The organism is Pseudonocardia broussonetiae, assembly GCF_013155125.1.
GTDB lineage: Bacteria > Actinomycetota > Actinomycetes > Mycobacteriales > Pseudonocardiaceae > Pseudonocardia > Pseudonocardia broussonetiae.
In genome coordinates this window covers 5598574-5612130 of the sequence record NZ_CP053564.1, presented here as the reverse complement: position 1 = coordinate 5612130, position 13557 = coordinate 5598574, and the positions used below count along the sequence as shown (strand labels likewise).

10 protein-coding genes are annotated in these 13557 nt (G+C 72.9%); 6 read left to right on the top strand and 4 right to left on the bottom strand.

Translation table 11 applies throughout. The annotated features are described in order from the left end of the window. Positions 1-303: 303 nt before the first annotated feature. Together HOP40_RS27180 and HOP40_RS27175 are read right to left on the bottom strand one after the other, a co-directional pair. Positions 304-492 carry a helix-turn-helix transcriptional regulator gene (locus HOP40_RS27180; RefSeq protein WP_172163829.1) on the bottom strand — a complete coding sequence of 63 codons (189 nt, stop codon included), beginning with the start codon at positions 490-492 and terminating at the stop codon, positions 304-306. A gap of 20 nt (positions 493-512) precedes the next feature. Next, complete coding sequence (locus HOP40_RS27175) at positions 513-3335, bottom strand: AfsR/SARP family transcriptional regulator (RefSeq protein WP_172163826.1); 2823 nt, start codon at positions 3333-3335, stop codon at positions 513-515. A 68-nt stretch (positions 3336-3403) separates the two neighbouring features. On the opposite strand from HOP40_RS27175, the gene HOP40_RS27170 reads away from it, so the two are divergent. From HOP40_RS27170 to HOP40_RS27150, 5 genes are read left to right on the top strand one after another with little or no spacing between them, the layout of a single operon-like run. Further along, the gene (locus HOP40_RS27170) at positions 3404-3775 is read left to right on the top strand and encodes a hypothetical protein (RefSeq protein ID WP_172163823.1); all 372 of its coding nucleotides are present in this window, start codon (positions 3404-3406) and stop codon (positions 3773-3775) included. Then, a complete protein-coding gene (locus HOP40_RS27165; RefSeq protein ID WP_172163820.1) occupies positions 3748-4464 on the top strand; it encodes a DUF4386 family protein in 717 nt (238 codons plus the stop codon). Before HOP40_RS27170 ends, HOP40_RS27165 begins: the two co-directional genes overlap by 28 nt. Beyond that, on the top strand, positions 4461-5015 hold the full coding sequence (locus HOP40_RS27160) for a hypothetical protein (RefSeq protein WP_172163817.1): 555 nt from the start codon (positions 4461-4463) through the stop codon (positions 5013-5015). The genes HOP40_RS27165 and HOP40_RS27160 overlap by 4 nt, the downstream gene beginning before the upstream one ends. After that, positions 5012-6007, top strand: a complete 996-nt coding sequence (locus tag HOP40_RS27155) for an NAD-dependent epimerase/dehydratase family protein (protein WP_172163813.1) — start codon at positions 5012-5014, stop codon at positions 6005-6007. The genes HOP40_RS27160 and HOP40_RS27155 overlap by 4 nt, the downstream gene beginning before the upstream one ends. A 10-nt stretch (positions 6008-6017) precedes the next feature. Beyond that, entirely contained in the window at positions 6018-6896 is an 879-nt protein-coding gene (locus HOP40_RS27150) for an SDR family oxidoreductase (protein ID WP_205346937.1), read from the top strand. 1054 nt (positions 6897-7950) lie between these two features. Here the strand turns inward: HOP40_RS27150 and HOP40_RS27145 are convergent. Both HOP40_RS27145 and HOP40_RS27140 read right to left on the bottom strand, forming a co-directional pair. Continuing rightward, on the bottom strand, positions 7951-8988 hold the full coding sequence (locus HOP40_RS27145; protein ID WP_240157299.1) for an NAD(P)-dependent alcohol dehydrogenase: 1038 nt from the start codon (positions 8986-8988) through the stop codon (positions 7951-7953). 32 nt (positions 8989-9020) lie between these two features. Beyond that, complete coding sequence (locus HOP40_RS27140) at positions 9021-9785, bottom strand: DUF4386 domain-containing protein (RefSeq protein WP_172163810.1); 765 nt, start codon at positions 9783-9785, stop codon at positions 9021-9023. A 243-nt stretch (positions 9786-10028) separates the two neighbouring features. Here HOP40_RS27140 and HOP40_RS27135 point away from each other — a divergent pair, with 243 nt between their 5' ends. Beyond that, positions 10029-13337, top strand: a complete 3309-nt coding sequence (locus tag HOP40_RS27135; protein ID WP_205346936.1) for an AfsR/SARP family transcriptional regulator — start codon at positions 10029-10031, stop codon at positions 13335-13337. Positions 13338-13557: the final 220 nt, after the last annotated feature.

The window sequence follows — 13557 nt, the reverse complement described above, 5'->3', positions numbered from 1 at the left end:
CGTCCACGAAGGTCCACGAGCCCGCTCGCTACGAGCTGCGCATCAGTGCACACCTCGACGATCACTGGTCGGCCTGGTTCGGCGGCTGGACCCTCACCCGCGAGAGTGACGGCACGACCACGTTGCGGGGTCCCGTCGTCGACCAGGCCGCGCTGCACGGACTGCTCGGCCGGATCCGTGATCTGGGACTGACGTTGATCTCGGTGCAGGCCGCCGACGATCCGAGGTGCGACCAGTTCCAGGTCGCGCCGCGCAAAACGATGAGTGGCCGCGCCCGTGGTCGGGGACGACGACGGGTCGGGGTCAGCGGTTGCGGGTCCGCGACAACAGGTCGAGTTCCTCGGCCCGGTGGACCGCTGCCCGACGGTTGTTCACGCCGAGCTTGGCGTGGATGTTCCTGGTGTGGGTGCGCACGGTGTTCAGGGACACGATGAGCCGGCGGGCGATGTCCGGGCCGCCGAGGTCGGTGGCGAGCAGCCTCCTGAGCCGCATCGCGGGCGCCTGAGCACAGGTCACCCGTTGCCTACGGGTGGCTCCACGACGGGGCTCTCGGCGCGCAGCGTGGCCAGCAGGCGGGCGGCGAGTGCCGCCCCGTCGCCGCCCCCGGAGGCCGTGTACCAGCGGTCGGCGGCGAGCAGCAGGTCCTGTGCCGCGGCCCGGTCGCCGGTGAACAGGAGGACCTCGGCGGGGGAGACGCGGGTCTCGGCGAGCAGCCGCAGGTCGCCCTCCTGCTCGGCAGCGGTGAGCGCCCGCTGCAGTGTGCCCGCGGCGGCGGGGTCGCCGGCGTCGTGCTGGGACCGGCCGAGGTTGGCCAGGTGCAGCGCGGTCGCGCCGCCGAAGCCCAGGGCGGCGGCGGACTCGGCGGCGTGCGCGTGATGGCGTGCGGCGTCGGCGAAGCGGTGCTCGGCCCGGGCGATCCCACCGAGCAGGCCCTCGGCGTGCAGCAGCCCCCACGTGTCGTCCAGCGGCGCGATGAGGCGTATCGCGCCCTCGCAGGCGGTCCGGCCGGCGGTGGTGTCGCCGAGGGCGAGGTGGGCGAAGGCCGCGAGCAGCAGGCTCGCACCCTCGTGCCAGGTGCAGCCGCGGGAGGAGAAGGCGGTACGGGAGCACTCCAGGTCGGCGAGGGCGTCGGCGGGTCGGCCTTCCTGGAGCAGGACGAACGCCCCGTGCCAGCGGGTGAGGTCGGCGAGCAGGGTGTCGGGCCCGATGAGGGCGGTTGCGGCGTCGAGCGCAGCCCGGGCCTGTGCCAGGTCACCGGACATGGCCTCGAGCCAACTCTCCAGCAGCAGGGCGGACACGCGCAGATCCGGAGGTGCCTCCGGCGCGGCGGTGCGCGCGGCGCGCAACCTGGCGGCGGCGGCCGCGTCGTCGAGCAGCACCCACGCCCAGCCGAACCCGACGGCGATCCGCAGGCCGGTCGCGGGATCGTGCAAGCGGGAGCGGTCGAGCGCGGCGTCGATCGTCGCGCGTTCGGCGGCGGTGGCGGCCACACGCGCGGCCTGGCCCGGCCCCCGGACGTGCGCGTCGACGACGTCGGCGAGACCGGCCACCCAGCTCAGGAGGGCGTCCGCAGCGACATCGGCCGCTGCCGCCTCGGCCGCCCGGTCGACTGCGAAGGCCCGGACACTGTCGAGCAGCCGGTAGCGGATGGCCCCGGTCCGGTCCGGGTCGGCTGCGCCGACGAAGTCAACCGGGTCGATGGTCGCTAGAGACCAGTCGACCAGGCGCTCCACCACGTCGAGCGCCGACCCGACCGGCACGCCGAGCGCGGCCAGCACGTGCTCGACGCCCGCCATCGTCGCTCCGGCGGGGAACTGCGCGAGCGCCCAGAGGCCGCGCTGGTCGTCGGGGAAGAGCAGGTCGTAGCTCCACCTCAGCGCGGCGGCGAGCGTGCGCCGCCGATGGGGACCGCCGGATGTGGGGTCGGCGAGCAGGGTGAAGCGGTCGTCGAGTCGACGGGCGATGTCGGGGACCGTCAGGATCCGGGCGCGGGCGGCGGCCAGCTCGATCGCGATGGGCAGGCACTCGAGTGCACGGCACAGCTGCGCCACGTCCGGCTCGGTCTCGGCGGTGAGCGTGAACGACGGCCTGCGTTGGGTGGCGCGGTGTGCGAACAGGGCAACGGCGTCGGCCTCGGGCAGCGGGCCGATTACGTCGACGACCTCACCGTCGAGCCCGAGCGCCCGCTGGCTGGTCGCCAGCACACGAACAGCGGGCGCGGTGCCGAGCACGGTGGTGACGAGCTCGGCGACCGGCTCCACCAGGTGCTCACAGTTGTCGAGGACCACCAGGACTTCGGCGCCGCGCAGCCCGGCGATCCCGTCGGTCCCCGGCAGCGCGTCCACGAGCGCCGAGGGCAGCTCGGCTGCGTGACCCACCCCCTCCAGGCGCACCAGCCAGGCACCGTCCGGGGCGAGGCTGCGGCGAGCGACCTCGGTGGCGAGGCGTGTCTTGCCCACACCGGCCGGGCCGACCAGCGTGACGAGCCGGTGGGTGGCGAGGTTCGCCAGCAGCGCGGCGAGCTCGGTAGCGCGGCCGATGAGGGGTGAGGTCAGTGCCGGGAGGTTCCCGCGGCGTCCGGCGGCGATCTCCGGTGCGAGAGCCCGGTCGTGCGTCAGCACCTGCTGCTCCAACCCGCGGAGTCCGGGGCCGGGATCGACACCAAGCTGGTCAGCCAACAGCGCTGTCACCCGCCGGTATGCGGCGAGTGCATCAGCCTGCCGGCCCGCGCGGTAGAGCGCCGTGATCAGCAGCGACCACAGCCGCTCGCGCAGCGGACTCGCCGCGACGCACGACTCCAGTTCGCCGATGACCTCGCCGGCCGCGCCGAGCGCGAGCCGTGCCGCGAGCTCGTCCTCGACCAGGCCCGCGCGGGCCTCCTCCAGCCGCGCGCGGTGAGGGAGGACCCATGCGGCGGCGCCCGCGCCGGGCAGGACGTCGGGGCCGAAGAGCGCGAGACCCGTGCGGCAGGTGTGCAGAGCGCCTGCCGGGTCGCCCGCGTCGAGCTGCGTCGCGCCGGCCTCGGCGAGTCGCAACGCCTCCAGCGCGTCCACGTCACCGGGGGCGACGTCGAGTGTGTAGCCGACAGGTCCAGAGGTGAGCGAGGCCGGAGCGCCCAGGGCCCGGCGCAGCTGCGAGATCTTGGCCTGCAGGGTGTTGAGCCGGACACCGGTCGCGTCCGGCCACAGATCCTCGACCAGCCGTTCGGCGCGCACCGGGCGGCCCGCGTCGAGGGCGAGGCGCACCAGCAGTTCGGTGGTCAGCCCGCCCGGGATCGTCGCGGGGACACCATCGTGGTGGGCCTCGACGCGCCCGAGCACCGCGACAGTGAGCACGGGCGCGAGCATAGGCCCGTCAGCCCGTCGTCAGCGGATCGTCAGCGGTTGTCCCGATGCTCATCGGCGTGGACAGGACCTGCTCGGACCAGCTGATCCGGCGCTTCATCGGCGGAGACGCGGTAGCGACCGGGGTGCTCGCCGAGCGCTCCGGCACCAGCGACGACCCGGCCGTGCTCGTGGCCGCCGCGCTCGTCGTCCCGGCCTGGCCGCAGCTACTGGAACGAGCGGCCGCATGCGCCGTTCGCGGGCGTGACCGCCAGGTCGTCGCCGTGGCCGCCGCACACCTGCGCGGGGACGCCGACCGGGCCCTGCTGCTGGCTCGCGACCACCTCGCCGACCACCCCGACAGCCTGCTCGTCGCGCACATCGCCGCAGCTTGCACCGACTCCCGAGAGACGAGGAACCACCCATGGACACCCGACGCACCGCCGCGCTGATGGTCGCGGCCGCCGTGCTCGTCAACGTGGCCTTCACCGGCCTCGGCGCCGTGTTCGACTACCCCGACGTCCTCAAACAACCCGCCGACGACGTCCTCGCCGCCTTCCGCGCCGACCAGTTCGCCGTGACCGCCGGGTTCCTGGCGCTCGCCCTCGGAGCGGCGATGCTCGCCCCCGTCGCGGTCGGCGTCGGACGGCTCTCCGACTCCCGCGCGATGCGCTGGTCGGTCCCGGTGGGCATCGCCGCCGCGGTGGTGCAGGTCGTGGGCCTGCTGCGCTGGCCGCTGCTGGTGCCCGGCTGGGCGGCGACAGCGGCCGGTGCCGATCCCGCCGCCGCAGCGGCCGCCCGCCAGGCGTTCGGCACCGCCAACCGCGTCCTCGGCACCCTGATCGGCGAGACCGGCGGTTACGTGTTCACCGCCGTGTGGACGGGGCTCGTGCTCGCCGCGCTCGGTGCCGCGTTCGCAGGACGTCTGTTCGTCGTGCTCGGGGCCGTCTCGGCGGTCCTGATCCTGGCCGGCGTGCTCTCCCCCCTGGATCTCCCGCTCGTCGATACGGCCAACTTCGTCGCCTACATCCTGTGGAGCGGCTGGCTCGTCGTCTTCGCCGTCGTCCTGGTGGTGCGCCGCCGCCGGACAGACGGCCAGGTCGAGATCGGCAGCGTCGACGCCGGGAGCGCGGTCCGATGACCGCCGCGCGCACGACACGTCAGGATCTGCTGCGCTCGTGGGCGCTCTGGACCGCAGGCTTCCTCGCCTTCCCGATCGCCGGTCTCGCCGGCCGGGCGGTCTCCGGGCCGGTCGACGACCTCGTCGCGGCCGTGCTCGGGGGAGCGGTGACCGGACTCGTCCTCGGGGCCGGCCAGTACCTCGCCGGGCGCGGCGCGGTCCGCGCGACCACCTGGATCCCCGCGACGGCGCTCGGCATGGCGGTCGGTCTGGCGATCGGAGCCGGCGCGGTCGGCTACCGCACCTCGCTCGCCGACCTCGCACTCATGGGTGTGCTGACCGGGGTACCACTCGGCATCGGCCAGGCGCTCGCCCTCCCGTCGACCCTGCGGCGGCGCTGGCTGTGGGCCGTGACGACCCCCGTGCTGTGGGCCCTCGGTTGGACCGTCACGACGCTCGGTGGCATCACCGTCGACGAGCAGTTCACGATCTTCGGCGCCTACGGGGCCATCACCTTCTCCGCGCTCTCCGGGCTCGTGCTCCACGGACTGATCCACCGGGAGGAACCATGAACGTCGAACACGTCATCTTCGGAGCCGGGGCCATCGGGCTCGCCACCGCCGCTGCGCTGCACCACCGCGGCGAGTCGGTCCGAATGGTCAACCGGTCCGGCCACGCTGCCGCCCCGGACGGCGTCGAGGTGGTCGCCGGGAACGCCGCCAACCCGGCGTTCTCCTCGGCTGTCGCCGCCGGGGCGCGGGTGGTCTACCAGACACTCAACCCGCCCTACCACCGGTGGCCCGAGGAGTTCCCCGCCCTCCAGGCCGGAGTGCTGGCCGCGGCCCGTGCCACCGGCGCCCGCATGGTCAGCATGGACAACGTCTACAACTACGGACGCCCGAGCGGGCGGCCGCTGGGGGAGACCCTCCCGGACGGCGCCCACACGGTGAAGGGCCGGCTGCGGTCACGCATGGCTGCCGAGCTGCTCGCCGAGCACCGCGCCGGGCGGGTCGAAGTGGTGATCGCGAAGGCGTCGGACTACTTCGGGCCCGGGGCGGGTGGGCAGTCCAACCTCGGCGACCGGGTGTTCGGACCCGCCCGGCGTGGTCGACCGGCCACCGTTCTCGGCGACCCCGACCAGCCGCACACCTACACCTTCGTCCCCGACATCGGCCGCGCGCTCGCCGAGCTCGGCACCCGCGACGGCGTCACCGGCGAGGCGTGGCACGTGCCCAACGACCCCGATACGCGCACGACCCGCGAACTGGTGGCGATCGTGCACAGGCTCGCCGGACACCCCGGGGCCGGCCTGCGCCGCACACCCCCGGCACTGCTGCGACTGCTCGGCCTGTGGAACCCGACGGTCCGTTCGCTGTGGGAGATGCAGTACCAGTTCGAGGAGCCCTTCGTCGTCGACAGCACGAAGATCACCGACCGGCTCGGCCTGCGCGCCACCCCGCTCGACGCCGCTCTCGAGCAGACCCGGGTGATGGGCGACCTGACCCAGGGTCAGCCCGGGTGCCCGGCTGCCACACGGGCGCGGCCCGTCTCCCGACCCACCTGAGGAGCACGACGTGCAACACGCGAGCAGCAGCACGATGATCGGCCGGACCGTGGTGGTCACCGGGGCCACGAGTGGCATCGGCCGGGCGACCGCGACGGGCCTGGCCAGGATGGGCGCGCACGTCGCGATCACCGGCCGGGATCGTGGGCGCGTCGAGGACGCGGCCCGCGAGATCCGTGCGGTGGGCGGTGGGCAGGTGGACGTGTTCGTCGCGGACATGTCCTCCCAGGCACAGGTGCGGCGGCTGGCCGGCGAGGTGCTCGGGCGCCTGGGCCGGATCGACGTGCTGGTCAACAACGTGGGCGGGTTCTGGAACACCCGTCACGTCACGGCCGGCGGGCTGGAGCGGACCTTCGCCCTCAACCACCTCGCGCCGTTCCTTCTGACCTGCCTGCTCCTGGACCGGCTGACGCAGGGCGCACCGGCCCGGGTGGTCACGGTCGCCTCCGCCGCACAGGCCACGGGGCGCATCGACTTCGACGACCTGCAGGGCCGGCGGTCCTACTCCGGATCCCGGGCCTACGACCAGTCCAAGCTCGCGAACATCCTGTTCACCTACGAGCTGGCGCGCAGGCTGCGGGGCAGTGGCGTCACCGCCAACGCCCTGCATCCCGGCATGGTGAACACGTCGTTCGGGGCCGAAGACCCCGGACGCATCCAGCGAGTGCTGGTCCCGTTGCTGCGACCTCTCATGAAGTCCCCGGCCCAGGGCGCCGCCACGTCGATCCACCTGGCGTCCGCTCCCGCCGCCGAGCAGACGTCGGGACGCTACGTCGCCGGCGACCGGCTCAGGCGGTCGTCGGCGCGCAGCTATGACCAGGTCGTAGCGGCGCGGCTCTGGGCGGTGAGCGCGGATCTCGTCGGCCTGACCGCAGCGGCCCGTGGATGAGGTATCCGGCCCGCTGCGGTGCGACCCTTGGGAATAGCCGTTCGGGTGGTGTTACGGACGACCACCCCTCCTTCCGTTCAATGGCGAGTCACGTTCTGACGGCGGACGGGTTCCTCGTGGTAGGGGAGGCGTCCGATGGGGCGGAGGCGATCCGCTCGCGCGTGAGCTGCGTCCTGAGCTCGTGCTGCTCGAAGTGCAGCTCCCGGATCTCGACGGCTTCGCCGTGGCCGCGATCCTCGGCGCAGGTTCCGTCTGTCGTGCTCGTGGCGAGCCGGTCGCGCGCCGACCAAGGGTGCCGGATCCAGGACCGCGGCGCCCGCGGTTTCATCGCCAAGGCGGGCTGAACGAGCCCGCGGTGCGCGCGCTGCTGCTGAACCCGCAGCGATCCCCGTGGTCAGGCGCCGGTAAGGGTGATGGTCGCCGACGACGCGGTACTGTTCCGGAAGAGGCTTTCCCGGGTGCTCGCCGACGCCGAATATCAGGTGACCGCCAGGTCGGCGACGGGCAGGCGTTGCTGCAGCGCGTCCGCGAGGACCCGCCTGACGTGTGCGGTCGATATCCGGCCGCCCCGATCCGCGCCTCCGAAGGTCTCGATGGCCCGGGCGCTGCTGCAGAGCTGCCCTGAGGTCGGGGTGCTCGTCACTCTCGGTCCACATCGAACCGCACTTCGCCCTGGCTCTCGTCGAGAACGGGACCCGCGCCGCGGATTCGGGCGCCGGGTGCTGCTCATGCTCCGTCGTCGCTGATCACAGTCGGACCCTGGGAGAGCAAGGGACCAGCACACCGAGAACGGCCGCCGCGAGCGCGATCCATCCCACGATCCAGATGGCGAGATGTCGCTCGGGAGCGGCGATCAGACGCACGACGCGCGCGCTGCCCGAGCTGAGTGAGGCTGCGATCGGCCCCGCCGCTGTCGTCCCGGCACAGCCGATCATCGACTGGCTCGTCGGCGCAGCTGGCGTCCCCTTGCGCATGGGCTGCTGCCAGGCGCTCGACGCTGGACCGCACGTGGGTCGGCCGGCACCGCTGAACGGTGCCGGCCAGGGTGGGGGCCTCAGTCCCGACCCGGTGCCCACACCGCGATGACGATCTTGCCTTGAGGGTGGCCCTCGACCAGGTGGCGGACGGCCGTGGGGACCTCGCCGAGCGGATACGTCCTGTCGATCACGGGCGCGATTCGTCCCGACTCGATGAGTCCTCGGAGGACCGCCAGGTCGTCGGCGTTCTCCGACGTGACGAACGTGCCCAGCGTCTGGCTGACGAACGGGGACAGCAGGAGCGCCCGGAGCTGGCGTCCGGTGCCGCCCAGCCACCGGCCGTCGGTCTCGCCCCCGACGATCACGAGCCGTCCCGTGGGAGTGAGGGCGCGTCGGAGCCGGGACAGCCGCCGGTTGCCGGCGATGTCGAGGATCACGTCGTAGCGGTGCGAGCCGCCGGTGGGATCGGCGCGGGTGTGGTCGATGACGTGATCCGCCCCGGCGCCTCGCACCGACGTCGCCGCCGCGGTGCCGCACACGCCGGTGACCTCCGCCCCGTACGCCTTGGCGATCTGCACGGCGAAGCTGCCTACACCGCCCGAGGCGCCGATGATCAGTACCATCTCACCGGTCTGGACACGTCCGTGGTCGCGCACGGCCTGCAGTGCGGTGAGCGCGGAGACCGGGACGGCGGCCGCCTCCTCGAAGGACAGGTTCGAGGGTTCGGCTGCGAGCGTGTCGGTGCGGACGCCGACGTACTCGGCGAACGAGCCGGCGCCGATGCCGAACACCTCGTCGCCCGGCTCGAAGCCGCTCACGCCGGTGCCCACGGCGTCGATGGTCCCGGAGAGGCTCCGTCCCGGGTTGAGATGCTTCGGCCGGGGCAGTCCGAAGCCCGCGGCCCGGATGGGATAGGGCAGGCCGGCCATCACGTGCCACGTTCCCCGGTCGACGCTGGCCGCGTGCACCCGCACCCGGACCTCGTTGTCCCGGATCGACGGCCTGGCGACCGTCGCGAGGCGCAGGACGCCCTCGGGTTCGGTGCCGTACTCGTCCTGGACGATCGCGGTCATGCTGGCCGTCGCCGTCGCCGTCGCCGTCGCCTGGTCGGTCATGCCGGTCGTCTGCGTTGCGTCGCTCCTCCCGTTCATCGGGTTGCCGCGATCCCGCTCGCGGTGATGCGGCGGCCCCGGATCACCAGCCACAGCGCCAGGAGGAACTCACCGACGAACGTGAACATGGCGACCGGGGTCCACGTGCCTGCGGAGAGCACGACGCCGAAAGTGTCGATCAGGTACCCGAGACCGGCGACGGCGATCAGGACGCCCAGCCACCGCGGAACACCAGCCGATCGGTTCGCCAGGTAGCCCTCGAGGAGCAGGTGCAGGCCGAACAGGCCGAGCCCGAGCATCCAGAGATCGTTGAACGCCGTGACGCCCAGCAACGCCTGGGCGTGCCGCTGCTCTGCGTCGATCACCGAGAGGTAGCCGTCGTCGCCGAGCAGGCGCAGCACCCCGAGGAGTTCGCCGGCGGCCGCGAGGTAGACGCCTGCGTACACGAGCCGGAACGCCGCCGCGACCATCGAGATGCTCCTGCTCACCGGGCTGAACACCCGGTACAGGCCGCACGCCACGACGACGTCGAGCGCGATCACCACGAACAGGCTCGCGATACCGACCCGGAACAGGTCCGCGGACGCGCTGATGTCCGTTACCGTCTGCGCGGCATCGCCCGGGGTCACCAGTCCGTTGATCGCGATGAATGTGGCGGTTCCGCCCAGCACCGACATGACGAGAAGCCCGATTCCCGCGGTGATGGCGGCGTGGCGAAGCGATCGGTCCGCCGGCGTTACGCTCGGAGCGGGTGGCTGCGCGTCCCTCGGTGCGACCGGATTCTGGGTGGAGCTCGTCATCGGAGTTCCTTTCACGGGAGGTCGGGTCGTGTGGCCCTGGACCGGTGGACCCCGGCCGTGTGCAGACCGTGACTGGGCCGGGTCGGGATCCGGTGGAGTTCCGGTGCAGCCGCGGTTGCACCGGTCGGTCGCGGCTCAGCCGATCGATCTGTGGGACGCTCGGTCCCCGAGGGCGGGAGCAGCCCGGTGGTGCGGATCAGTCTTCTCGGCGGTGTCAGTGCCGCCACCGACGGCGGAGAACCGGTGGACGTCGGACCGGCGAAGTGCCGCACCGTGCTCGCCGCGCTCGCTCTGTCCGCAGGCTCGGCCGTCGCGGTGTCGCGGCTGGTGGAGCTGGTGTGGGGCGAGGATCCCCCTCGTACCGCCGAGAAGACCCTGCAGTCCTACGTCGTTCGGCTCCGCAAGGGCCTGGGTGCCGGCTCAATCGTGCGGACCGGTGCGGCCTACCGCCTGGCGGTGGCACCCGATGCGGTCGACGTGGCCCGGTTCCAGCGGCATCTCGACGCGGGCGACGTCGTGTCGGCGCTGGCGCAGTGGACGGGTAGTCCGCTGGCAGGTCTCGGTGAGCACGGTCTCGCCCCGGTGGTGGACGGGCTGGTGGAGCGGTGGCTGGGTGCGGTGGAGCTCGACCTCGCACGCCACGTCGAAGCCGACGCACCGGCGGCCGTCGGCCCGCTGACCGAGCTCACCGCGAACCATCCGTTCCGCGAAGGACTGTGGTGCCTGCTGATGACAGCCCTGTACCGGGCGGGACGGCAGGCCGATGCGCTCGCGGCGTTCCGGCGCGCGCGGCGGCACCTCGTCGAGCAGCTCGGGGTGGAACCCGGTCCCCGCCTGCGTGATCTGGAGTCCCTGATCCTGGGCCACGACGAGCAACTGGGCCACGACGGGCAGCTGGGCGGCGCCGCGCCGTGGGGCCGGCCCACGGGGACGGTGACGTTCGGCTTCTGCGAGATCCCGGACTCGTCGGGGCTGTGGGCGAGGCACCGTAAGAAGATGGCCGTGGCCATTGCCCGTCTCGACGAGCTCGTCCGGGCCGCGGTGGCCCGGCACCGCGGGCACCTGTTCGCCTCCGGCGGCGAGTCCTTCGAAGCGGCGTTCCACCGCGCCGACGACGCCGCGGCGTGGGCGGTCGAGCTGCAGCTGGCGGTGAGCGGCGAGCCATGGCCCGGCGGGGTCGAGGTGGCCCTGCGGATCGGGCTGCACACCGGTGAGACCGACGAGCGGGCGACGGGCTACTTCGGGCCGGCCGTCATCGCGGCGGCACGGATCGCCGGCGCCGGGCACGGCGGTCAGACCCTGGTGTCGGGCGTGACCTCGGCCCTGCTCGACCGGGACGACCTGCCCGAACTGGGTACCTACCGCCTCGGCGGCGACCGGGCCGGGCTCCGCCTGTTCCAGCTCGGCGACGGCGAGCATCCCCCACCTCGGATCGAGGGCGGCCTGCGCGGGAACCTCCCGTGGCGATCGGGCCGGCTCATCGGCCGTGACGACGACCTTGACGCCGTCGCCGACGCTCTCGCGCAGTCCCCGGTCGTGACGCTGGTGGGGCCGGGTGGCATCGGTAAGACCAGCCTCGCCGTGGCGGCCGCGCTCGGCGTCGATCCCCGCAGCGCCGTGTGGCTCGTCGAGCTGGCCCGGATCACGTCGTCGAGCGACGTATCCCGCGCGGTGGCCGACGCCCTGGAGATCACCGAGACCACCGGACACACCGTGTCCCGGTCGATCACCGCGGCACTGCGGGCGCGCCCGGCGCTGATCGTCCTGGACAACTGCGAACACGTCATCGACGGCGCGGCGGCGTTCGCGCAGGCCGTCGCCGCGACCTGCCCCGGGACGCGGATCCTGGCCACGTCCCGAGAAGCCCTCGGCGTCGCTGACGAGCGGCTCGTCGTCGTGGCCTCCCTGGACCCGGCCGGGCCCGGCGCCGAGCTGTTCGCCGAGCGGGCCCGGGCCGTGTCCGCGACGTTCGACCGTCACGCCTCCCGGGCCCACATCGAGGAGATCTGCCGCCGGGTCGACGGCATCCCGCTCGCCATCGAGCTGGCCGCCGCGCGCATTACCACCCTCACCCCGGCGGATCTCGTCGACCGGCTCGACCATCCGCTTCGGCTCCTGACCGGCGGCCGCCGGACCGGTGCGGAGCGGCACCGGACACTGCGGGCCACCATCAGGTGGTCCTACGACCTGCTCACCCATCGCCAGCAGGCGCTCCTCGCGCAGCTCTCGATCTTCACGGCTGCCTTCGACCTGGGGGCCGCCCGCACCGTCGCCACCGACGACGACGGGTCGGCCGGCCACGACATCGACGATCTGCTGGGCGACCTCGTCGAGCGGTCGATGCTGACCGTCGAGTCCGGTCCGTTCGGGAGGCGCTTCCGGCTCCTGGAGACCATGCGCGAGTACGCTGGCGAGCGCCTCGCGGAGGACGGCGAGGTCGAGACGATCGCCCGGCGCCACGCCACGTGGTGCCGGACCCAGGTCACCTGTATCCATCACTTGCTGGTCGGCCCGGCCGAGGTCGATGGGGTCGCCCGCCTCGCCGAGCTGTGGCCCAACCTCCGTGCCGGGTTCGACTGGGCCTGCGCCACCGGTGACCGCGAGCTGGCCGAAGCCCTCGTCCGCCCGATCGCGGGCGAGGTCAACCTGCGACGCCAGACCGAAGTCAGCGACTGGGCCGAGCGGATCCTCGGCCTCACACCCTCGGCCGACCAGCAGCAGATCGTCTTCTGGCTCGCTGTCGCCGCACGTCGGAACCTGCAGATCGGGGACCGATACGGGTTCGAGCGTCTCGTCCGCCGCCACGGGGAGCCCGACCACGCCCTGATCCGCTACCTGCGCGCTCAACTCGACGACGACGGGGAGGCGCTGACCGGGTGTTGCGCCGAGGCGGTGGCCTGGCTCCGCTGCAGCGGCGACGACTACACCGCGGCTCTCACGGAGCTCGGGGGAGCGTCCGGCCTGCTGAGCACCGGGCGGTTCGCCGAACACGACGCGGTCGTCTCCGAACTAGCAGACCGGTACCGCGTAGACGGCCCGCCGACCCTGCTCTACGTGGCGTTGACGCTGCTCGGCTACTCCGCCTTCTTCCAGGGCGAGCCGGAGCGGGCCCATCGGCTGTTCGACGAATCGGCCGACATCGACGTCCCCGACCGGACCATCTCGGTGAACGCGCCCATCGACGCCCGATCCGCCTTCCGGCGTGGGGACCGGCCACAAGCCTTCCGGATCCTCCGCTCCCACGTCGACGAGCTGCTCCGGACCGGCAACACCGACATCGCCGGAAACGCCGCGGTCGAGTTCATCACCATGATGGCCTCGCTCGACCGCCTCAACGACGCGGCGCGCGTACTCGAATACTTGCGGACGGCGGGGGACTTCGGCGCACTCGCGGCCAGAACACTCCTTGCCGAAGCAGCCGGCAAGATCGCTGTAGCCGACGATCCAGCCGCCGGCCCGGTGCCGCAACCCGGCAACCAGCTCGATGCTCGTCACACCCTCGAACACATGCGCGATGTCCTCGACAAGCTCAGCGCCGCTCCCTACGCGTGAGCGCCCTTCAGGTCCACGCCGAAGCAGCAGTCCGCGATCCCGGGTCACTGCGTCAGGGGCTTGGACATCCCCACCAGCTGTGTGCCGGTTCTGCTCAGGCAGGTTGCTGGGGACCGGCTGGGGACCGGCGGCCTTGCACCCCACGTCGGCACCTGCACGTTCGCGGCCGCTTGGAACGTGCGCGACGTGATTGACGTGGAGAAGACAACATCCCTCCGAC

Excerpts from the sequence above, each read along its gene's own strand:
- HOP40_RS27160 (WP_172163817.1), top strand. The coding sequence starts at position 4,461 with ATGACCGCCGCGCGCACGACACGTCAGGATCTGCTGCGCTCGTGGGCG.
- HOP40_RS27155 (WP_172163813.1), top strand. The coding sequence starts at position 5,012 with ATGAACGTCGAACACGTCATCTTCGGAGCCGGGGCCATCGGGCTCGCC.
- HOP40_RS27165 (WP_172163820.1), top strand. The coding sequence starts at position 3,748 with ATGGACACCCGACGCACCGCCGCGCTGATGGTCGCGGCCGCCGTGCTC.
- HOP40_RS27140 (WP_172163810.1), bottom strand. The coding sequence starts at position 9,785 with ATGACGAGCTCCACCCAGAATCCGGTCGCACCGAGGGACGCGCAGCCA.
- HOP40_RS27145 (WP_240157299.1), bottom strand. The coding sequence starts at position 8,988 with ATGACCGACCAGGCGACGGCGACGGCGACGGCGACGGCCAGCATGACC.
- HOP40_RS27180 (WP_172163829.1), bottom strand. The coding sequence starts at position 492 with ATGCGGCTCAGGAGGCTGCTCGCCACCGACCTCGGCGGCCCGGACATC.